This is a genomic window from Saccharopolyspora sp. NPDC003752, from assembly GCF_053605825.1.
Window position 1 is genome coordinate 1 of the sequence record NZ_JBSGJZ010000069.1, and the last position, 20,717, is coordinate 20,717.

General features: G+C 71.0%; 16 protein-coding genes and 1 pseudogene. 6 read left to right on the plus strand and 11 right to left on the minus strand.

All coding sequences use genetic code 11. The features are described 5' to 3' along the window. Positions 1-424 precede the first annotated feature (424 nt). A complete protein-coding gene (locus tag ACWEV3_RS42175; RefSeq protein ID WP_452619287.1) occupies positions 425-1,432 on the minus strand; it encodes a hypothetical protein in 1,008 nt (335 codons plus the stop codon). 133 nt (positions 1,433-1,565) lie between these two features. Between ACWEV3_RS42175 and mce the strand changes: the two genes are divergently transcribed. Continuing rightward, on the plus strand, positions 1,566-2,012 hold the full coding sequence (mce, locus tag ACWEV3_RS42180; RefSeq protein WP_452619288.1) for a methylmalonyl-CoA epimerase: 447 nt from the start codon (positions 1,566-1,568) through the stop codon (positions 2,010-2,012). A 63-nt stretch (positions 2,013-2,075) separates the two neighbouring features. On the opposite strand, the gene ACWEV3_RS42185 is transcribed toward mce, so the two are convergent. The 5 genes from ACWEV3_RS42185 to ACWEV3_RS42205 all read right to left on the minus strand — a co-directional run bounded on the left by ACWEV3_RS42185 (position 2,076) and on the right by ACWEV3_RS42205 (position 7,863). Continuing rightward, complete coding sequence (locus ACWEV3_RS42185) at positions 2,076-4,472, minus strand: penicillin acylase family protein (protein ID WP_452619289.1); 2,397 nt, start codon at positions 4,470-4,472, stop codon at positions 2,076-2,078. Between the two features lie 93 nt (positions 4,473-4,565). Continuing rightward, positions 4,566-5,213 carry a response regulator transcription factor gene (locus ACWEV3_RS42190; RefSeq protein WP_452619290.1) on the minus strand — a complete coding sequence of 216 codons (648 nt, stop codon included), beginning with the start codon at positions 5,211-5,213 and terminating at the stop codon, positions 4,566-4,568. Next, on the minus strand, positions 5,198-6,454 hold the full coding sequence (locus ACWEV3_RS42195) for a sensor histidine kinase (protein ID WP_452619291.1): 1,257 nt from the start codon (positions 6,452-6,454) through the stop codon (positions 5,198-5,200). The genes ACWEV3_RS42190 and ACWEV3_RS42195 overlap by 16 nt, the downstream gene beginning before the upstream one ends. A gap of 163 nt (positions 6,455-6,617) precedes the next feature. Next, the gene (locus tag ACWEV3_RS42200; protein WP_452619292.1) at positions 6,618-7,277 is read right to left on the minus strand and encodes a TetR/AcrR family transcriptional regulator; all 660 of its coding nucleotides are present in this window, start codon (positions 7,275-7,277) and stop codon (positions 6,618-6,620) included. A gap of 187 nt (positions 7,278-7,464) precedes the next feature. Continuing rightward, positions 7,465-7,863: an SPW repeat protein gene (locus tag ACWEV3_RS42205; protein WP_132494253.1), complete on the minus strand. Its 399-nt coding sequence runs from the start codon at positions 7,861-7,863 to the stop codon at positions 7,465-7,467. Between the two features lie 205 nt (positions 7,864-8,068). On the opposite strand from ACWEV3_RS42205, the gene ACWEV3_RS42210 reads away from it, so the two are divergent. The 3 genes and pseudogenes from ACWEV3_RS42210 to ACWEV3_RS42220 all read left to right on the plus strand — a co-directional run bounded on the left by ACWEV3_RS42210 (position 8,069) and on the right by ACWEV3_RS42220 (position 10,497). Beyond that, on the plus strand, positions 8,069-9,799 hold the full coding sequence (locus tag ACWEV3_RS42210; RefSeq protein WP_452619293.1) for a M protein: 1,731 nt from the start codon (positions 8,069-8,071) through the stop codon (positions 9,797-9,799). A 246-nt stretch (positions 9,800-10,045) separates the two neighbouring features. Next, positions 10,046-10,191: pseudogene (locus ACWEV3_RS42215) on the plus strand (MerR family transcriptional regulator); the annotation flags it as partial. 120 nt (positions 10,192-10,311) lie between these two features. Then, positions 10,312-10,497, plus strand: a complete 186-nt coding sequence (locus ACWEV3_RS42220; protein WP_452619294.1) for a hypothetical protein — start codon at positions 10,312-10,314, stop codon at positions 10,495-10,497. 16 nt (positions 10,498-10,513) lie between these two features. On the opposite strand, the gene ACWEV3_RS42225 is transcribed toward ACWEV3_RS42220, so the two are convergent. Then, positions 10,514-11,329 carry an alpha/beta fold hydrolase gene (locus tag ACWEV3_RS42225; protein ID WP_452619295.1) on the minus strand — a complete coding sequence of 272 codons (816 nt, stop codon included), beginning with the start codon at positions 11,327-11,329 and terminating at the stop codon, positions 10,514-10,516. Positions 11,330-11,463: 134 nt separating this feature from the next. Then, complete coding sequence (locus ACWEV3_RS42230; RefSeq protein WP_452619296.1) at positions 11,464-12,414, minus strand: extracellular catalytic domain type 1 short-chain-length polyhydroxyalkanoate depolymerase; 951 nt, start codon at positions 12,412-12,414, stop codon at positions 11,464-11,466. A gap of 183 nt (positions 12,415-12,597) precedes the next feature. On the opposite strand from ACWEV3_RS42230, the gene ACWEV3_RS42235 reads away from it, so the two are divergent. After that, positions 12,598-13,842, plus strand: coding sequence for a tannase/feruloyl esterase family alpha/beta hydrolase (locus ACWEV3_RS42235; RefSeq protein WP_452619310.1), 1,245 nt, complete (start codon positions 12,598-12,600; stop codon positions 13,840-13,842). An 80-nt stretch (positions 13,843-13,922) separates the two neighbouring features. Here ACWEV3_RS42235 and ACWEV3_RS42240 read toward each other — a convergent pair whose 3' ends face one another. The 3 genes from ACWEV3_RS42240 to ACWEV3_RS42250 are packed head-to-tail and all read right to left on the minus strand — an operon-like array spanning position 13,923 to position 17,824. After that, on the minus strand, positions 13,923-15,704 hold the full coding sequence (locus ACWEV3_RS42240) for a helix-turn-helix domain-containing protein (protein WP_452619297.1): 1,782 nt from the start codon (positions 15,702-15,704) through the stop codon (positions 13,923-13,925). Positions 15,705-15,708: 4 nt separating this feature from the next. Then, positions 15,709-17,043 (minus strand): MFS transporter, encoded by a 1,335-nt coding sequence (locus ACWEV3_RS42245; protein WP_452619298.1) that lies wholly within the window; start codon positions 17,041-17,043, stop codon positions 15,709-15,711. A gap of 28 nt (positions 17,044-17,071) precedes the next feature. Then, positions 17,072-17,824: a 3-hydroxybutyrate dehydrogenase gene (locus tag ACWEV3_RS42250; protein ID WP_452619299.1), complete on the minus strand. Its 753-nt coding sequence runs from the start codon at positions 17,822-17,824 to the stop codon at positions 17,072-17,074. Positions 17,825-18,146: 322 nt separating this feature from the next. Here ACWEV3_RS42250 and ACWEV3_RS42255 point away from each other — a divergent pair, with 322 nt between their 5' ends. Further along, positions 18,147-20,684: an SUKH-4 family immunity protein gene (locus tag ACWEV3_RS42255; protein ID WP_452619300.1), complete on the plus strand. Its 2,538-nt coding sequence runs from the start codon at positions 18,147-18,149 to the stop codon at positions 20,682-20,684. Positions 20,685-20,717 lie beyond the last annotated feature (33 nt).

Sequence of the window (20,717 nt, forward strand, 5' to 3'; positions counted from 1 at the left end):
GCGAACCCACCCAACTGCGCACCCGAGAAATCCTTCAGCGACCCCAGCAACCGCCCCATCGGAGTACGCGCCCCCGCCACGATCACAGAACCGCTCACCACTGCCTCCCGGTGCGTCTTCGTCGACTGCCACGTCATCGATGCGTCGCAGCACCATGATGGCCCCGCGGGCGCTCCCGGACCATACCCGCGATGACACCCGGTGCCACCTGTGACGACTGCCATAACCAGGCGCTACGGATGACAGGAAGGTTCCCCTGCTCTCACCCGTCGCCGGCTCCGGTGACAGGAAAGTTCCCATGCTCCCAACACCACCCGCCCCGGCGATCCGGCCGCCGGATGACAGGAAGGTTCCCTTCCTCGCAAGCCCTGTCACGCCCGGCCGCGCGTGGACGGCCGGGCGTGACAGGAAGGTTCCCCTGCTCTCAGCAGTTGCCGGTGCCGGTGGTGGTGTCGCAGAGGCTGGTTTCGGCGGCCCAGAACAGCTTCGTGCGGGCGTTGACGCCGAGTTCCCGGGAGGCCGACACGTCGGTGTCCGCGCCGGAGTCGGCCTTCAGCCAGTACCGCACCTCGTAGTCCTTTCCGCCCTCCGCGTAGGTGAAGACGTAGAACGGTGCCGGGACCGGGGCCGGCCCGAAGTCGGGGGCGGTCCAGGCCTTTTCGCCCTCCGCCTCGCTCGGGTCGACGTACAGGCAGTCGTACTTGGCGCCCTCGAAGGTGCAGTCGCGCGGCTGAGCCCCGCCGTATCGGGTGACGCTGTCGTCCTTGGTGACGCCGTCGGATTCCAGCCGCTGGTAGATCGTTTCGCAGGCGCCTGCGTCGCAGGCGTGCCAGTCCTTCCACGCGGTGGCGCGGGCGCTTGCGGTGGACGATCCGCCGTTGACCGCGTCGCAGAACTTGCCGACCATGTACGGCACCATCTTCTGCGCGGCGCCGACCGAGTCGATGGCGGTCGCGGCGGTGTCCCCGGCGCCGAGCCCGGCCGAGTCGAGCTGCCAGATGCCGACGCCCGGGTTGAAGAACAGGCCCTTGGCTCGTTGTTCGGGGTCGGCGAGGGAGGTCTGGTCGTCGTAGCGGGACAGGGTCATCGGCGACGGCGCCTTGCCGGATCCCGCCACCTCGGGCCACGTCGTGGACAGCGCCAGGTTGGTCGCGGCTTTGGCGCTGATCGTGCAGTCGGCCGCCCCGGCCGCCTCCTCGGCTGCGGCGCTCACCGCTGCGTACGGTTCGGTGCCGAACACCAGCGGTCCGGGCGCGACCCAGGCCCGGTCCCGGCGCAGTTGGTCCGCGCGCGGGTTGTCGCCGCCTCCGCCGCTGGTCACGCCGTCGCCGCCGGCGGCCAGCGCGGCGGGTACGCCTAATCCGATGGTGACGCCGAGCACCGCCGTCAGGATCGCGAGCCCGCGAACCGGCCCACGTTGCTTCTTCGCCATCCTCGCCCCTCTCAGGTGAATCAGCCACATGCTCGTGCGTAGCAAGGTCACCCGACTCCGCTCGTTGGGGCAATTCGATCTTCCGGATTTGCCGGTATTCCCGGAAAATGTGGGCGCGAGTTACGCTGCGGGCATGCGAGCGGACTTAGCCGGCCTGGTCACGGCCGTGGATCACGTGGGCATCGCGGTGGCCGATCTGGACGCGGCCATCGCCTTCCAGCGGGACACCTTCGGATTAGAAGTCGCACACACGGAGGTGAACGAGGAGCAGGGCGTGCGCGAAGCGATGATGCGGGCACCCGGCGACGCCACGGGCGTGACGCAGATTCAGCTCATCGCGCCACTGCGCGAGGATTCGGCGATAGCGAAGTTCCTGGACCGCAACGGCCCCGGCCTGCAGCAACTCGCCTACCGGGTGACGGACATCGACGCGGCCATGGCGGCGATCCGCGCCAAGGGATTGCGGCTGCTCTACGAGGAACCGCGCCACGGCACGGCGAACAGCCGCATCAACTTCGTGCACCCCAAGGACGCCGGCGGCGTCCTCGTCGAACTCGTCGAACCAGCCGGAGTCCACTGAGGACGCCGTCCGGGTCGTGAGTGCTTTGTGCCGCTGTGGCAGCACAAAGCACTCACGACCCGATCACGCCGGGAGCAGCAGCATCCGGCGTTCGGCGATCTCCTCGACCGCCGCACGGCTGTAGGCGAGCGGGAAGTACTCGCCGGTGCGCCAGGATTCGGCCAGGTCCCGGTAGTGCGGATCGTCCGGGTTCCCGGACTGGCCTGGCGTGTTGACCGCGATCGAGGAATCCCAGTCGCCCACGTCGAGGACCATCCGGAACGACGGGCCGTTGGTCTGCCGGAAGTCGTTCGTCCGGTACGACGACTGGTTCACGGTGTCCGGGGAGCCGCCGCGCGGCAGCGGGCCGACGTCGAACCGGGCGCGCTCGCCGGCGTCGAACGCCTTCGACGCCGGGTGCTGGAAGAAGCTGTGGTGCAGCTTGCCCCAGCGCCAGCTGCCCTCGCCGCGCCCGAGCAGCTCCTGCACCTCGGCGTAGGCGGTGCGCAGCGTGTCCAGCAGCAGCCGGTCGCGGGCCGCCTCGTCCGGCAGCCACCTGCCTGGCTTCTCCAGCTCGCCGAGCAGGACCAGCGTGTCGGCGTCCTCGATCACGTCGGCGGCCTTCGGCACGGCGGCGCGCACGAACCCCGGTCCGAGGTGCTTCGACAGCCACACCTCGAACAGCGCCGCGGCGTTCGAGTCGGCGACTTCCACCGCGTCCCATCCCCGCAGCAGCCGCAGCGCGCGGCGGAGATCGGATTCACCGCTGTCCAGTTCGGACAGCAGGGCGATCAGCCGCCGGGCCGGGATGGACAGCTGATCGTTCTGCAGCGCCGCCGAATCCGACACGGTGTGCTTGCGCTGCCGCGACAGCACCTCGACGATCCGCTGGTGCCGGAACGGGTTGGTCCACTCGAACCCGAGGCCCTTGCCCTGGTGCTCCGGCGGCAGGTTGAACTGGTTCGCGGTGGCGATGAACCCGGCCGCCGGGTTGAGCTCGCGCGGCAGGTCGTCGCCGGAGTAGAAGCCGTTCCACTCGTAGCGGCCGTCGCCGGGCACCGGCAGCAGGCCGTCGTAACCGACCCGCTTGGGCGCGAGACCGCCGGGCACCCAGCCGATGTTGCCGTCGACGTCGGCGTAGACCTGGTTCTCCGTCGGCGCGCCCCAGTTGCGCATCGACGTGGTGAACTCGCGGAAGTTCCGGGCCCGCATGTAGGAGATGCTGCCGAAGTACGGCGACATGCCCGGTTCCAGCCAGGCCGTCCGCACCGCGTACGCGAGGTTCCGCTGCTCGTCCACGCGGATCACCGGGCCGTGCCTGGTGAACGCGAGCTCGACCGTCCGGTCCGCCTCGCCGAACACGGCGACCGTCTCGCGCCGGACCGACATCGACTCCCAGCCGTCCCGGTAGCGGTAGCGGGTGCGGTCGGCCGGATCGAGCTGGTAGACGTACAGGTCTTCCTGGTCCATCGGGAAGATGGTGAGCCCGAACGCGATGGTGCCGTTGTGCCCGATGGAGATTCCCGGCAGCGCGGGCTCACCGGCCCCGATCACGTCCAGGCCGGGCGCCGACAGGTGCGCGATGTAGCGCAGCGACGGAGCCGAGTAGGCGCGGTGCGGGTCGTTGGCCAGGATGGGGCGCCCGGTGGCGGTCCGCTGCCCGCCGACCACCCAGTTGTTGCTGCCTTCGGTCGTCGCGTCGCGGATCGTCCTGGCGCGGATCGAACCGTCCTTGAATTCGACCTCCTGGGTGGCGAGCTCGAAGACCGCCAGCACGTCCGCCGGCATCGCGCACGGGTCGAAGCCCTCGGGCACGGTCGTCCGCCGGTCGGGCTGCAGGCCCTGCCGGACCAGGTCCGCGTCCACCCCGGCGGCGCAGGCCACCTTGGCGCGCTTGACCTCGCTGGTCAGGTTTCGGGTCAGGCCGTGGCTGCGGATGCGCACCACGTCCGCCGGTTCCCAGCGGGCGGGCCGGTAGCCGAGGATGCCGAACTCGGCCGGCAGCTGCTCCGGGTGCTGGTCCAGCCAGTCCAGGTAGGCGTTGATGCCGGCGGTGAACTGCGTCGCGATCCGCTGCGCGTCCGGGGAGTAGCGCGACCATTCCACGTCCATGTCGCCGCGGTAGAGGAACAACCTGGTGGCGCGGTCCTGGTCGACGTAGTCCGGGCCGAGCACCTCGGCGAGCCGCCCGAGGCCGCGGCGGCGCCACAGGTCGATCTGGAACAGCCGCTCGCGGGCGGCGTTGAAGCCCTGGGCGAGGAACACGTCGTCCTCGCTGCTCGCGTACAGGTGCGGGACGCCGTAGCGGTCCTCGATCAGCTCGACCGGCGCCCGCAGGCCCTTCACCTGGAAGTTCGTCACCGGGGCCGGGTCACCGGGGGTCGCGCTCGCCGCGGCCGCCATCACACCTGCTCCGGCGATTCCCGCCGCAGTCGCGACGAAGCCCTGTCGCCGGGAAAAACGCACGCGCCCAACGTCCACCACAACCTCCCGCGTCGACCACCTGCAGGAAGTTGTAGTCCGGGCAACATCTTTTCACAAGAGTGAAGCGACTTCATGATAGGCGGGCCGAGGTCAGGGGTTGTTCAGGTAGGCGAGCACGGCGAGGACGCGGCGGTTCTTGTCGCCGTCATCGGCGATGCCGAGCTTGCCGAACAGGGAGGTGGTGTACTTGCTGATGGCGCTTTCGCTGAGGAAGAGCCGCCGGCCGATGGCCTGGTTGGACAGTCCTTCGGCCATGAGGCCCAGCACGGAGTGCTCGCGTTCCGTGAGCCGCTCCAGCCGCCGGTTCGAGGCCCCGCTGGACAGCAGCTTGGCGATGACGGCCGGATCCATGGCGGTCCCGCCTCCGGCGACGCGCTGCAGGGCATCGATGAACTGGTCGGCGTCGAACACGCTCTCCTTCAGGAAGTAGCCGATGCCGCCGGCGCCGTCGGCCAGGAGCTCGCGGGCGTAGAGCTGTTCGACGTACTGGGAGAGGATCAGGACCGGCAGGCCGGGCAGCTCGCGGCGCGCGGCGATGGCCGCTCGCAGGCCCTCGTCCGACCGGGTCGGCGGCATCCGCACATCGACGATGGCGACGTCCGGCCGCCACCTCAGCAGCGCGTCGAGCGTTTCGGGCCCGGTGGCCGCCGTCCCCACCACCTGGTGCCCGAACGCCTCGACGAGGCGGACCATGCCGTCCCGCAGGAGGTAGAGGTCTTCGGCTACGACGACTCGCACGGCACCATGATCCTCGCGCGGGTCGGGCCGCCTGCCGGGCTGGTGATCTCGCACGTGCCGTCGAAGGCCGCGAGGCGGCGGCGCAGCCCCGCCAGCCCTCCTCCGGCCTGCACCTCGGCTCCGCCCCGGCCGTCGTCTTCGACATCGACGACGAGCCCGGTTCCGCCCAGGGCGATGGAGATCTGCGCGCGGGTCGCGTCGGCGTGCTTGACCGCGTTGGTCAGCAGTTCCGCGATCCCGAAGTACACGGCGGATTCGATCGGCGGGTCCAGGCGCAGCTGGACGTCGGCGCTGACGGTCGCTTCGAGCGGGCTGTCCAGGGCGAGCGCGCGAACGGCATCGACGAGCCCCCGGTCGTTGAGGACCGGCGGGTTGATCCCCCGGACCAGTTCGCGGAGCTCGGTCAGCGACGTGGCGGCGCCGACCCGCGCTTCCCGCATCAGCGCCTTGGCCTGGTCGGGGTCGGTTCCCACCAGCCTCTCGGCGGTCGCCAGGGAGAGCCCGAGGCCGACCAGCCGGGCCTGCGCCCCGTCGTGCAGGTCCCGCTCGATCCGGCGGATCTCGGCGGCCTGCGCGATGGTCGTGTCCGCGCGCTGGGAGGTCAGCTCGTCCACCCGGTCCGCCAGCACCATCGCGGGCGACGCGCGCAGGAAGCGAACGGCCACCGGCTCGATGGACCGCCAGGCGTACGGCGCACCGGCGATGGCCACGGCCAGGCCGAGCACGCCGACGACGCGCGCGGACGGCTCCGGCTGGACGAACCCGATGACGGCCACCGCGACCCCGGCAGGCGGAATGGCCGCGGCCACGCCCGCGGTGAGCGGCGCGATCACCATGAACCGCAGGTCACGCCAGGTGGCGGGATCGCTCGACCACAGCCGCCACCGCTGCTCCCGGCGGGCGTCCCGAACGGTGCGCGAGTAGGAGTAGCCGTTCCACCAGTACCCGGTCGACATCCGCGTCACCGGCCCGGCCTGCCGGTATCCGTCCGGGATGGCGGTGTCCGTCCACTTCGCGACGAGGGAGCGGACCATCCGGCACACCGGGCGGGACAGGGCGAAAGTGCCGATGCACGCCCACGCGAACGGCGCGATCCACGACCACGGGTTTCCGCCCCACCACATCCACAGCGCCACGGCGGCGGCCCACACGGCCGGGACCAGCATGGTGACGACCACGACGGCGCACGCTCGCGCGAACCCCGTGCAGGCACGCGCCACCCACGACACCACTCGTCGCATGATCTTCCTTCTAGGTTCATCGACCCGGCGCCGCGGTTCCCGCACTGCGCCGGTCCGGCCGGTCCGGCTCGGTGCCCCCACTGTGCATCGCGCGGAACCCGGTTCCCGCCGGATCGGCCCGGAAGTAGGCCTAGCCCCACCCCGCCGTACGGCCAGGCCCCGGTCAGGCCGGCTTGACCTTCCGCGGCTTCCCGACGCCGAGCTCCAGGGCCTTGGCGATGAAGCTGATCTCGCGGTCCAGCTCGTCGTCGTGCGCGCCGTGCCGGGCCACCGAATGGCGGTGGTTGACCACCCGGGCCAGCAGCACGGCGGCGGTGTCGACGTCGCAGCTCACCGGGCCCGGCGGCAGCGCCAGCTCGATCACCCGGCGGATCAGCTCCACCACCGTCCCGAACCGCCGCTGCAGCGCCTGCCGCACCGCGACGTGCGTGTCCGCCTCCCGCCACAGCAGGTGGCTGAGCAGCGGCGACGACTCCAGCCGCGCGTCGAGTTCGCCGATCAGCCGGCGCAGGCTGCCCGCGACATCGCCCCGGACCGCGACCCGGTCGGATTCCACCAGGTCCTCGGGCAGCCGCTCGACCAGCGCCGTCAGCAGGTCCTGCTTGCGCCGGAAGTAGTAGTGGATGAGTCCTTTGGGGACCTCGGCCCGCTCGGCGATCCGGGAGGTGGGCGTGGCGTTGAAGCCGTGCTCGGCGAACAGCTCGCCTGCCGCGTTCAGGATGCGCTCCCGCGCGGACCCGCCCTGATCACCCGGTGCCGCCACGGCATCGTCCGATGTGGACGGCCGCTTGCGGGCGCCGCGATCGCCCGGTGCCTCCGCCATGAACCCGACCTCCGACCTCCGGCCGGCTCGTTCCACGGGGCCGGTCAAAAAGAACGCGCGGCCCGGACGTTACCGCCGGACCGCGCGACAGCGAACTCGCGAGTGGTGGTGATCGCTCGAACGGCCGCCACCGCTCGCGACGATTGGCGTGTTTCACAGGTGACGGCAGCCACCCGCGACACGGCCCTCAGTGCTGGCCCGCGATTCCGCGGTGCGCGGCGTTGGCTTCGGGCAGCGCGGCGGCACCAGCGATGACGGCCAGCACGCCGACGATCCACGAGGTCCACGAGGCGCCCATGAACCCGGTGTAGCCGAGGACCCACGGCGAGATGAACAGCAGCACGCCCAGCAGCATGTGGCTGTATTCGCTGGTCATCGAGCCCGGCATGGCCAACGACCACACGCTCGCGATCACCAGCAGCGCACCCAGCACGATCATCGCGGACATCGCCGCCCCGTTCGTCGCCGTCCACATCGTCCCGAGGATCAGGTAGACGCCCAGCACCACTGCGACCCAGTCCTGCCAGCGAACCCACGGCTTCACAGTCGAACCGCTCGACCTATCGGCCACGTCGATCACCTCCACTGATGCCCGACTTGCACCTCCATGTTCACTCTTGGTTGGCCAGCCGGTCAAGAGTCCGGATCGTGGTGTTCCGCCCGCTTCGCCACACAGTCCGGCGCGCCACCGCGAAGCCTCGCCGGGGGCCTCGTCCACCGGGCGAGGAAAATCCGGCTGATACGCGCCACACCTCCCACAACAACGTCGTCTTCCAGGTAGCTTGGTTGCCATGGGCCTTGCCGACGACCGCGATTTGCTGCCACTGGGATCGGGATTCGACCTCGCTCGCAAGAACGGCTACGACCGCGCCCAGGTCGATGAGCACCTCGAGCGACTCGACGCCGACATCCGCATCCTCTCCGCGGATCGCGACGCCGCGGTCTCCCAGGCAGGGGACCTGTCCAAGCAGCTGGAGTCGGCCCGCTCCGAGATCGAGAGCCTGCGCGGCCAGGTCGACCGGCTGGCCAAGCCGCCGACCACGCTGGAAGGTCTCAGCGAGCGCCTGCAGCGAATGCTGCGCCTCGCCCAGGACGAGGCGAACGACATCCGGGCCCGCGCCGAGAAGGACGCCGGCCTGATCCGCACGCGCTCCGAGACCGAGGCGACCAACCTGCGCAACCGCTACGAGCGGCTGCTCTCCGAGGTCGACAGCCGGCGCAGCGAGATGGAAACCGAGCACCGCTCGCTGATGGACAAGGCCAAGGTCGAGGCGGAGCGGATCACCCGCGAGGCCGAGGAGAACCGCAAGCGCGCCGACCAGGAGTCCGAGGCCCGCCGGATCCAGGTCGAAGAGGACTTCGAGATCGCGATGGCGGCGCGCCGCAGCGAATCCATGCGCACCCTCGCCGAGCAGGAGGCCACCAGCAAGGCGGAAGCCGAGCGCCGCGTCCGGGAAGCGACCGAGGAGGCCAACCGCCGGCTGCGCGAAGGCACCACCGAAGCGCACCGCCGGGTCCGCGAGGCCACCGACCAGTCGAACCGGATGGTCGGCGACGCCACCGCGAAGGCCGAACAGCTCACCCGCGAATCCACCGAGGCAGCGCAGAAGCGCGAGAAGGACAGCATCGAGACCGCCGAGCGCCGCGAGCGCGAAAGCGTCGAAGCAGCGCAGAAGCGCGAGCGCGAAAGCATCGAAGCCGCGCAGAAGCGCGAGCGGGAGAGCATCGAAGCCGCCGACAAGCGGAAGCGCGAGAGCACCGAAGCCGCCGAGAAGCGGATCCGGGAGAGCAAGTCGGAAGCCGAGCGACTGGTCCGCGAAGCCACAGAGAAGTCCGAGCGGATGGTCCGCGAGTGCACCGAGGAGGCCACCCGCCTCATCGACGAAGCGACCCGCGAGAGCAAGCGCCTGGTCGCGGCGGCCCGCGAAGACTCCCAGCGCCGCCTCGGCGCGACGACCGAAGAGGTCCAGCGCCGCCTCGCCAAGGCGGACGAGCAGGTCCACTCGCTGACCGAACTGCGCGAGTCCGTGGCCAAGAAGCTCCGCGACGCCGCCGAAATGCTCGGCCAGACCACGCCGCTCCTGGAACGCCTCGCCCAGGAGGACTCCGAAGAGGACAAGCTCCGCGAAGCGGCGGCGGAAGCCCGCGAACAAGCCCGCAAGGACGCCGAAGACGCCCTCGCCCGCGACTCCCGCGACGAGGAGCCCGCCCGCCAGGCGAAGCCGGCGGCCGAGGCGAAGCCTGCTCAGGACGCGGCGAAGGCGAAGCCGAGCGGCGCGAAGCCCGAGGCGCAGCCTGCGAAGCAGGCGAAGCCGAAGGGCCAGGGCGGCAAGCCGTCGGGCGGCGGCGGAGCCGCCGACGACGGGCCGACGGAGCAGATCCACCGGGACACGGCGCGCGGCCACAGCCCGCACGACGAGCCGACGCGGCGCATCCAGCTGCCGGTGCCGGAGGGCAAGGGTCAGCAGCAGCGCTCGCACAGCGCCACCCGGATCGACGCCACGAACCAGCAGCGCCGCTGACAACAGCCCGTCTCACCTGCGCGAACAGCCCGCACGGCGCCGGCTGGCTCACGCTGCGCGTTCCCTGTGGAACGACGCGCGCTCGCGGCACCAGGTGCTGGACGTCGACACGGCCACGCGTGCGGTGGCCGCGCCGGGCCGAACCTGTCCACTTAGGACTCGAATGCCGCTCCGCCGCTGGTCGGCTCGCCACCCCGCGGCGGACATTTGCACCTGGCACGGTGTCAGGTCCTAGACCAGGGTGTCATGTTCAGCATTGGAGACTTCGCCAGGCACGGCCGGGTGTCGGTCCGGACGTTGCGCCACTACGACGGGCTCGGGTTGCTCCGGCCCGCGCACGTCAACCCGTCGACCGGTACCGCGACTACACCGCCGACCAGTTGGCCCGGCTCGTCGCCTGACGTCCTGCCTGGTCAGCACGGGTGCGCGTCATCGAGAGGGCCGGCGCCTGTCTCTACGGGCAAGGACAGCTGCGGGCATCTCGCGGCCTGCACCAATGGAAGGACCAGGTCATGTCGGACCAGGAGTTCCCAACCGGTGATGGCGACAGGGCGCGCGCCAAACGGCAGTCCGGAAGCTACTTCATGCTGCCCAGCGAAACGGCCGAGCAGTTCAAGCGGTCCGAGGCGGACATGGAGAAAACGCGGGATCGCGCCGTAGAGCGGGACGCCCACCCGCCGGGCAAGGGCGACCACTAGGAAGCAGAGGCGCTGCCTAGGCGATCCGGGCGATCCAGGAACGGACGGCGTCGGCGAAGGCATCCGGCGCCTCCACCGACGACAAGTGCCCGACGCCCGGCAACGTCACGAGCTCGCCACCGCGCAGCGCATCCGCCAGCTCGCGCGCGTTCTCCGGTGGCGTCAGCGCATCTTCCTCGCCGACGACCACCAGCGCCGGGCCGTCGTAGGACCGCAGCGTGGCTGTGCTGTCGGGACGCCCCGCCATCGCGCGCTGCGCCCACGCGACACCGTCCGCAGGCTGAGCATCGATCATCTCGCGGATACTGGAGACGATCTCGGGGCGTTGCTCGTGCGTAGTGCGCCCCAACAGGTTCGGCAGGCTGCTCTCCGCGAGCCAACCCATGGTGCCCTCGCGCTCTGCGCGATCCGCAACCTTTAGGCGGTTGGCGCGCTGCTCGTCGTTGTCGGCGACTGCCTTGGTGTCGACGAGCAGCAGGCCCGCGACGCGCTGCGGCGCAGCGCGCAGCAGCGCCATCGCGACGTAGCCGCCCATCGAGCAACCGCCCAGGACGACCCGCGGCAGCTCCAACTGATCCAGCAGGGCCAGGATGTCGGCGGCGGCGCGATCGATGCTCGGCTGCTCTGCCGCGCACCGGTTCGCGCCCGGCTCCGCCAGGCCCCGCGCCGACGAGCCGTCCAACGCGCTCTCGCCGAGGCCCCGCTGATCAGGGGTGATCACCCGCAACTGGTCGTCCAGGCGGCCCCGCACCGGGTCCCACATCCGCGCATCCACCGGGAAGGCGTGCAGCAGCACCAGCGGCGTCCCGGCTCCCGATTCGATGAAGTGCACGGGCCCATCCTGCCGGAACGACCCACCCGACGCGCCCCAACGAACCGCCACCGCCCGCCCTGCTGTGCGGATTGCAGCTTGGGAACCTTCCTGTCACCCCGCCGCAGCAGGGCGCGAGCATGGGAACCTTCCTGTCATCCGAGTGCCCAGGCGTGGCTGAGGTGTGCTGCGGCGCAGATGTTGACGTCCAGCAGGTAGGCGCCTGCCTGACCGCACTGGCCGGCTCCGGTGCCCGGGTCGATCGGTTGGCCGTGGCCCATGCCGGTGATCTCGAACGTCTCCACCAGGGTTCGGCCGTCCGCGTCGTTGTAGACCGCGTGCGGGTAGCCCGCGACGGTGTCGGTGGCCGACGGTGTGCCCGGGATGCCGTGCACATTGGTCCACTGCTCGACCTGTTCGCGCTGGTTCGCCGGCGCCACCGTGTAGTCGGCGGTGCCGTGCCAGATGCTCAGCGTCGGCCGCGGCCCTTGGTACGGGCTCGCGGCTCGCACCTTGTCACCCCACTGCGCCGCCGTCAGATCCCGGCCGGGGTTCATGCACGTGAACGCGTCGACGGAGCTCGTCGCGCAGCCGAACGGCAGGCCCGCCACGACGCCGCCGCCGGCGAACATCTCCGGGTAGGTGGCGAGCAGCACCGAGGTCATCGCGCCACCCGCGGACAGGCCCGTGACGTAGACCCGGGCCGGGTCCGCGCCGGTGTCGTCGATCGCACGCCGCACCATTTGCGCGACCGATTCCGCCTCGCCCTGGCCGCTCGTCGCGTCGCCGGGCTGGAACCAGTTGAAGCAGCGGCTGCTGTTGTTGGCCGCTTCCTGCTGCGGCAGCACGAGCGTGAACCCCGAGCGCTCGGCGAGTTCGACCCACCCCGCGCCGTTTCCGTACCCAGCCGCATCCTGCGTGCAGCCGTGCATCGCGACTACGACCGGGCGGCCCGTGGGCAGCCCGTCGGGGACGTATTCGAACATGCGGAGCGCGCCGGGATTCGCGCCGAACCCGGTCACCTCCCGGATTTCCGCCGCCGACGCGGCGGGGGCGACGGCGAGCAGGGCCAGCAGCACGGCCGCGACCAGCGAGAAGACACGCACTCAGACCACCTCCTTGTGGTTTGCACCACTCAAGGTAGGGGCGTCGGCGCAACCACCTCCACAGTGGACGCCACTACACCGCGAGCGCCGTTTGTGTGCCGTCACCACATGTTCGGGTTCGGCTCCCCGCCATAGCGTCACGGGGCGAACCCGAGGAGGTCTGCCGTGCCCAGCCGAATCGCCCTGCTCTCCGCCGGTCTGCTCGCCGGCACGCTGCTCCTTCCGGCCGAACCGGCGACCGCGCAGTCGGCGGACTGCCGCCCCGCGGCGCGGGTTCCCGGTGCCGCGCACCAGGAATCGGCCTGCCTGGACGACCTGACCACCACCGGCACGCTCGGCTCCGGGCACACCGTGCAGGCCGACTGGGCCGGCCTGACCGCACAGGACCTGCCCGCGCCGGAGCCGGTTCCGGGCATCCAGATCGACGGCTACTTCCCGGACACCTCCGCCACGAACACCAACCACGGCTGGAACCACGACTCCCAGTTCGTGCTGCGCCTGCCGCAGCGGTGGAACGGCGGGCTGGTGATCAGCGGAACTCCCGGCAACCGGAGGCAGTACGCCAACGACCGCGCCATCGCCGACCACGTCCTGGCCGCCGGTTACGCCTTCGCCGCGACCGACAAGGGCAACACCGGCGCCGAGTTCTTCACCGACGGGCAGCGGCCGGGGGACGCCGTCGCCGAGTGGAACCACCGCGTCACGCAGCTGGCCGCCGCCGCGAAGGTCACCGCCTGGCGGCACTACGGCCGGCCGCCGTCGCGGACGCTCGCGGCCGGGCTGTCCAACGGCGGCTACCTGGTGCGCTGGCAGCTGGAGAACCGGCCTTGGCTCTACGACGGCGGAATCGACTGGGAGGGGACGCTGTGGACGCAGCGGGACAACCTGCTGACCTTCCTGCCGACGGCGCTTCGCGCCTACCCCGCCGGCGATGAACAGGCGATCCTGTCCGCGGGTTTCGCGCCGGGGTCGCAGTTCCTGTGGGACTACCACCACCGCGTCTACTGGGACCTGACGCAGCGGATCTACCGCGAGGAGTTCGATCCCGGCTACGACGGCGACCGGGTGGCCGGGATCCCGTTCTGCGCCAGCGGGACCGAGGGCTGCGACGCTGACTACGACTACGCCCGGCGCCCCGCCGAGGTGCATCGCGCGGTCGAGCGGATCGCGCTCACCGGCCGGATCGGCAAGCCGCTGATCACCCTGCACGGCACCCTCGACACGCTGCTGCCGATCAGCCGCGACTCCGACGTCTACGCGCGGATGGTGGCCGAGTCCGGGCGGGCCGGCCTGCACCGCTACCACCGCATCGAGGGCGGCAACCACACCGACGGCCTGGTGGACCGGTTCCCGGGCCGCCTGCGCCCGCTGGCGCCGCACTTCCGCGACGCCTTCGGCGAGCTGGAGGGCTGGCTCGGCGGCAGCTGACCCGCCCAGGTGCAACGAGCCGGCGTTCTCGACCGCGGACAGGATCGGGGCTCACGAGGCTTGGGAGCTGGGCTGATCCGCTAGGACTGCAGGTTGTGCAGGCGTAGCGCGAGCTGGATTTCCAGCGCCCGGTCCGGGGTCTGCCAGTCGGAGCCGAGCAGGGAGCCGACGCGGTCCAGCCGCTGCACGACCGTGTTGACGTGCACGTGGAGCGCGTCCTTGGCCCGCGTGAGGTTCGCCCCGGCGGCGAAGTACGCGTGCAGCGTGCCGGCGAGTTCGGTGCCGCGCCGGGCGTCGTAATCGAGGACCGGCCCGATCGTCCGCCGGACGAAACCGATCAGGTCCGTGTGCTCGCCCAGCAGCACGCCGAGGAACCCGAGGCCGTCCATGGCCGCGCCCTCGCCGATGCGGCCGAGCGCGAGCAGGGCGCGCAGGCAACGAGCCGCTTCGGCGTGCGCCGCGGCGATCTCCTGCGGGCCGCGCGCCGGGCCTGCCGCGCCGACCGTGACCGGGTTGTCCACGATGGAGCGCAGTTCGGCGGCGATGCGAGCCGCCGACTCCCCCGGATCGCCGGCGGGCACCAGGAGGACGACCTCCTCGGCGTGGATGCCGGCGAGGGCGGCGCACCGCCCGGCCGCCACCGCCAGCCGCGTTCGTGGCACCTTGTCGGCGTGCGCGATGAGCACGGCGTGCGGCTCGACGAGGTCCAGCCCGAGTCGTTCGGCGCGGGCCAGCAGCGCGCCGGGATTGCGGTCGGGCGCGGTCAGCAGGTCGGTGAGCAGTTCGCCGCGCACCTCGTCCTCCGCCTTCGCCACGGACCGGCGCAGCATCAGCAGCAGCGCGGTGACCACCGCCGCGCGCTCGAACAGCCGCCGGTCGGCGTCGACCAGATCCGCCCGCCCGGCCAGCACGATGCTGCCGAGCAGCTCCGGCCCGGCCTGCACCGCGCACACCCATCCATCCGATGTGGACACCGCGCGGCCCGCGGCCCTGGACGTCGCGACGGCTTCCGCCGGCGGTTCGGGCGGTGTGCCGCCGGCGCCGGTCAGCTCGGTGCCGTCCGCGTCGAACATCCCGATCGCGCCGCGCAGCACATCGGCCACCGACGCCGCCACCTCCGGCAGGTCGCCGCCCCGCAGCACCAGATCCATCAGCCGGTCGTGGGCCTCCTCGGCGCGGTGCAGGGCCTCGCTGTGCGCGCTGATCTCCTCCAGCAGGGCCGCGTTGTCCAGCGCGATCGCGGCGTGGTCGGCCAGCGACGACAGCAGCGCGACCTCGTCCGGGCTGAACTCGCGGCGCGTTCGGTCCGAGGCGTAGAGCACGCCGATGACCTGGTCCCCGAGCGCCAGCGGCACGCCCAGGATCGCGGTCAGCCCCTCATCGCGGACCGCCGAGTCGATCGGCGAGGTGTGCCGGAACCGCTCGTCGGCGAAGTAGTCGTGCGTCGCGTACGGCTGCGCGGTCTGCGCGACCAGCCCGCCCAGCCCCTCGCCCATGCCGAGCGTGACCTTCTGGAACAGCCGCGACACCGAGCCGTCGGTGACCCGCATGTAGGTGCGCCCGGCGGCCTCGTCGTTGAGGCTCAGGTAGGAGACGTCCACGCCGAGCAGCGTGCGGCCACGGCGCACGATCGACCGCAGCACCGCGTCGGTGTCGCGCAGCCTGGCCAGATCGCTGGCGGTGTCGAACAGCGCGCTGAGCTCGGCCTCGCGGCGGCGGTGCGCGCCGAGCGTGCCGTGGATCCGCAGCGCCACCGCCGTGGCCCTGCCCAGCTGCGGGTTCTCGACCGCGACGCGCGCCAGCTGCTCGCTGCTCGCGCCGCTGGCGAGCAGTTCGAGCAGCCGGACCACGTCGTCGTTCACCGGCTCATCTTGTCACCGCGACCTGCTCTTCCGGAGCCTCGTCGTGCAACGAGCTGCCCGCGGTCTCCTTCGCCAGCGCGACCGCGACCAGCGTGATCGCGCACATCGCGAGGACGTAGCCGGACACCGCGATCGTGCTGCCGAAGCCCTGCAGCAGCGCCACCGCGATGATCGGCGCCACCGCACCGGCCGCGATCGAGGACAGCTGCCCGCCGACGGAAAGCCCGGTGTAGCGGACCCTGGTCGGGAACTGCTCGGCGAAGAACGCCGCCTGCGGCCCGTACATCGCACCGTGCAACAGCAGTCCCACCGTCGTCGCGGCCGTGATCACCACTGCCGACTTGCTGTCCAGCAGCGCGAAGAACGCGAAACCCCACGCCGCCATCGCGACCGTCCCGAACAGGTAGACGGGCTTGCGGCCCAGCCGGTCGGACAACGCGCCCCACAGCGGGATCGTCACGAAGTGCACCGCCGAGCCGATCAGCACCGCGTTCAACCCGACGGACTTCGGCAGCCCCAGCGGCCCGGTGACGTAGACCAGGATGAACGCCGTGAGCACGTAGTAGGACACGTTCTCGGCCATCCGCGAGCCGATGGTGATCAGCACCTGCCGCCAGTGCGTCCGGAACACCGCCACCACCGGGACGCTGCGGGTTTCCTCGCGCTGCTCGGCCTTGGCCTGCGCGTCGAGGAAGACCGGCGACTCGGTGACCGCGAGCCGGATCCACAGGCCGATCACCACCAGCACGCCGGAGAGCAGGAACGGGATCCGCCAGCCCCACGCCATGAACGCCTCGTCGGACTGCGTCGCGGCGAGCACCGCCAGCACCGCGGTGGCCAGCAGGTTCCCGCCGGGCGCGCCGCACTGCGGCCACGACGCCCACAGCCCGCGGCGGCGATCGTCGCCGTGCTCGGACACGATCAGCACCGCGCCGCCCCACTCGCCGCCCAGCGCGAAGCCCTGCACCAGCCGCAGCAGCGTCAGCAGCAGCGGCGCGGCCACGCCGACCGCCGCGTAGGTGGGCAGCAGGCCCATCGCGCAGGTGGATCCGCCCATCAGCAGCAGGCTCAGCACCAGCAGCTTCTTGCGGCCGACGCGGTCGCCGAAGTGCCCGAACACCAGCCCGCCGAGCGGCCTGGCGAGGAACCCGATGGCGTAGGTGGTGAACGCCAGCAGCGTGCCGGTCAGCGGATCGGCATCGGGGAAGAACAGGTGGTTGAACACCAGCGCGGCCGCGGAGCCGTAGAGGAAGAAGTCGTACCACTCGATCGTCGTGCCGATGAGGCTGGCGCCGACGACCCGCGCGATCGAGCCGCGCCCGGATGGGTTGCTGGCCAAGGCGAACACTCCTTTGTGTGTGGCCGGTTCAGGCGGCGGTCCAGCCGCCGTCCATCGGCAGCGAAGCGCCGGTGACGTGCTCCGCGTGGTCCCCGCAGAGCCAGCGCACGAGTTCGGCGACCCGGCTGGGGTCGATCAGCCGCTTGAGCGCGGCGCGCTGCAACAAGACCCGCTCGACGACCTCGGACTCGCCGAGCCCGTGCGCCGCGGCCTGCCCGGCGATCTGGTCGCGGACCAACGGCGTGTCGACGTACCCGGGATTCACGCAGTTGCTCGTCACGCCGTGCTCGGCGCCTTCCAGCGCGACCACTTTGGACAGTCCTTCGAGCGCGTGCTTCGCGGTCACGTAACCGGCCTTGAACGGGCTGGCGCGCAGGCCGTGCACGCTCGAGACGTGCACGATGCGCCCCCAGCCCTGGGCGTACATGTGCGGCAGCACCTTGCGGGTCAGCAGGAACGGCGCGGTCACCATCACCTGCTGCATGCGGACGAACGTCTCCGGCGGGAACTCTGGCAGCGCGGCGACGTGCTGGAAACCCGCGTTGTTGACCAGGACGTCGACCTCGGCGGGAAGCCCGTCGACGGCCGCCGCATCGGCGAGGTCGACGGGGTGCGCCCAGCCGCCGACGTCGGCGGCGACCCGTTCGGCCGCGGCGCGGTCGAGATCGACGACGTGGACCTTCGCCCCGGACTCGGCGAGGGCTCGCGCGCACGCCTGCCCGATCCCGCTGCCGGCGCCGGTCACCAGCGCCACGCGCCCGCCCGGCCGGTTGTCACTCATGCCACAGGACGTTAAGCGGCGAACCTCACAATGCCTATGTGCGTGAACACCACAACATCGCAGTCTTCCATAGCCCTGTTCCCCATGTGTGGCGCCGAGCGGGTGCCAGACCACCAGCCCGGAACCGAGCCGGCGTCAGCTCACTGCGAGCCCCATCGACGGGAGGACCCAGCTTTCGAGGTCAAGCCGACGTGAGCATGGGAACCTTCCTGTCACCTCACCCCGAGCTAGCCGTCAACTTCGCCGCGAAGTCGCCGATCCTGTCACGTGGCGCACGATTATGATCTTGTTCTGTTCGACAACGAAAGACGGGATGCGTGCGATGCGGCTCAGGGCAGTGGCGCGGGAAGCCACGAGGCGGGAACTGGCCGGATGGCTGGCCGCTGGCGACCCCACCGACGCCGCCCGGGTGATCACTGGTTCGGCCGGCTGCGGGAAGACGCAGCTGGTCAGGTCGGTGGCTCAGGATTTCGACGCGGTCGTCGACGCCACCGGCGCGGCGGCAGCCGACCTCGCCGTCGCCGTGAACGACGAGCTGCGGCTGGATCAGGGCCCGCTCGCGGACGAGGTCAATCCCCTCAAGGTCGGCAGGGCGGCCAAAAAGCGCGGGCGCCCGTTCCTGGTCGCCATCACCAACATCGAGCACGCAGGAGGCATCCGGTGCTCGTCCGTTCCGGACGATGTGCTGACCGGCGTGTTGTCAGATCTGTTCAGCAGCAACGAACACGCGGCGAAATTTCGCCTGCCCAAGGAGGAAGCGTACTTCCCTCCGGTGCGGCTATTGGTCGAACTGCCGAAGGAACAGGCCGCGGTCCTGGCGCACGAAGCGGGATTGCCCGCCGGGTCGGTTGTAGACCTGGACGACGCTCACCACGCCCCGGACCGCACTGAGTTCGAAGCGTGGATCACCCGCTTGCTCGCTGCTCCGGGAACCCGGTACGCGGACGCACCGGAGGACGTGGTTCGCGCCATCGCCTCCGAGATCGCGGACCGCTCGTCGCTGAACTTCCTGCTAGCCGAGGCAACGGCGATCGTGCTGCGCGCCCGCGAGGCCCGCTGGTCACCGAGTGGAGCCGAGCGGCTGCCGGGCACGCTCGCTGAGGTCTGGGATCTTCTACTCGCCTCGCAACCAGTACCGCGATCCCGGCTGTCGGAACTGCTGGCGCCGATCGCGCTCGCGGAAGGCACGGCGGGAATTCCGCAGGCGGTGTGGCAGGCAGCGGCGAGCAACCTGCTCGGCGAGCACGTTCCCGCGCGGCAATTGGCGGACGCAGCCGCACTTGCCGGTGAACTGATCGAGCGGACCGCCGTCCCAACAGCCTCGGGCGAGGTGACGTGCTGGCGCATCCGGCACGAAGCGCTGGGACGCGCCGCCGCGGTCTCGCTCGGATCCGATACTCGGCTCCGCGTGCTGTCCACCATCGCGTCGTTCGTGCCCGGTGCGCTCGAGGCCACTCGCACCGCGGCTGAGCGCTACGCCCTCGATGCCGGCCCCGGCCACGCGGCCGGGGCGTTCGCTGTCGACAACTGGCTCACCGACCCACGGCGCGTGCTGCTGTCGCAGCAGAGCAACCTTGAAGACGCGGTGCGCGGGGCCGGGCAAGCCGACACCGACGCGGCAGACCGACGCAGGCGCGTCGTCCTCGAAGCGAGCAGGACGTTCCGGGACCACCCGGAACGTTCGCTGGCCGAGCACGCCGCACGTCTGCAGTGGTCCGCAACGGTGTGCGGCGACGAGACGCTCTGCCAATGGCTCGACGAATGCGGGCTGGCGCTGCCGTGGCGGACGCTGTGGGCGTCCTGGCGCCCGCTCGGCGAACTGGACACCGATCGGATCGATCCGCGATGGCCCGGGCCGGTTGCGCTGGCCGGTGGACAACTGGCCGACGGCGAGGAACAAGTCTGCCTGCGGAATTGGGTCGGGCGGGGTTTCCAATGGTGGTCGCTGACGGAAGGGGAACCGGTCGGACCGGTCTTGTCCAGCGCTCCGGATGACGACTGGCCGCAGGAGCTGGCCGAGGAGAGCAGCGACCTCGAGGTCGAACTGGACGACGAGTCCGACCACGGCGCGATCGTGGCGCGGCTGAGCGCTGCGGACGCGGACTCCGCCGAAGAGTGGATGATCAACCCGGTCACCTGCGACACCGACGCGCACGTCCTGCCTGGACGGCGGGTCGTGCTGGCCGGGATCGGCGGGGTCGCGCTGCTCCAGATCGGCGCCGCATCGCAGCGGCGATCCCGCAGGCTGGCCGCCGATCGCGCGCCCGTTCAGCTGTCCCGCTGGCGGTTCCTCCCGGCCTGGCGCGGCGATGTTCCCTTGCAGCGAGCCGATCTCGAGATCCTGTACCGCGTTGGCGGTGGCCCCGTCACCGTCGGCGCACAGCGGCTCGGGCCGTTGGCGGCTGATCACGAGACGGCACGGCTGCTCACCGAGGTCGGCTTGCCGGCCAACACCTTCTGGTTCACCGACATGGAAGAGCTTCTTCCGATGCTCCAGACGGCCGAGGAGCATTTCGGCCCCGAACATGGCGGGCACCTCCGCGCACCTATCGTGCTGGGGCGCTTCCGCGACGGCTGGAACGACGTTGTGTGCGTTGAATCCAGCGGTGCGGTGACCGTGGCGAGCCCGGCCTCGCATCGGCCGGCGAACGCGTCCCTCGCGGAGTTCTTGCGCTGTCTCGCCGTTGCCACCTGGGGCCTTGGTTTCGCCACCACCCGAGACGACGAGGAGTACGGCCAATTCCGGCGGACGATCCACGGCATCTTCCGGTCGATCGCCCCCTCCGCCATCGATGGTGACTACGGCGACCGGATCTGGAACGGCCTGATCGGTGACGAAACGACCTACCGGTTGGAATAGCTCTGCCCCGCCGAGCGCAAAGCAAGGGAACCT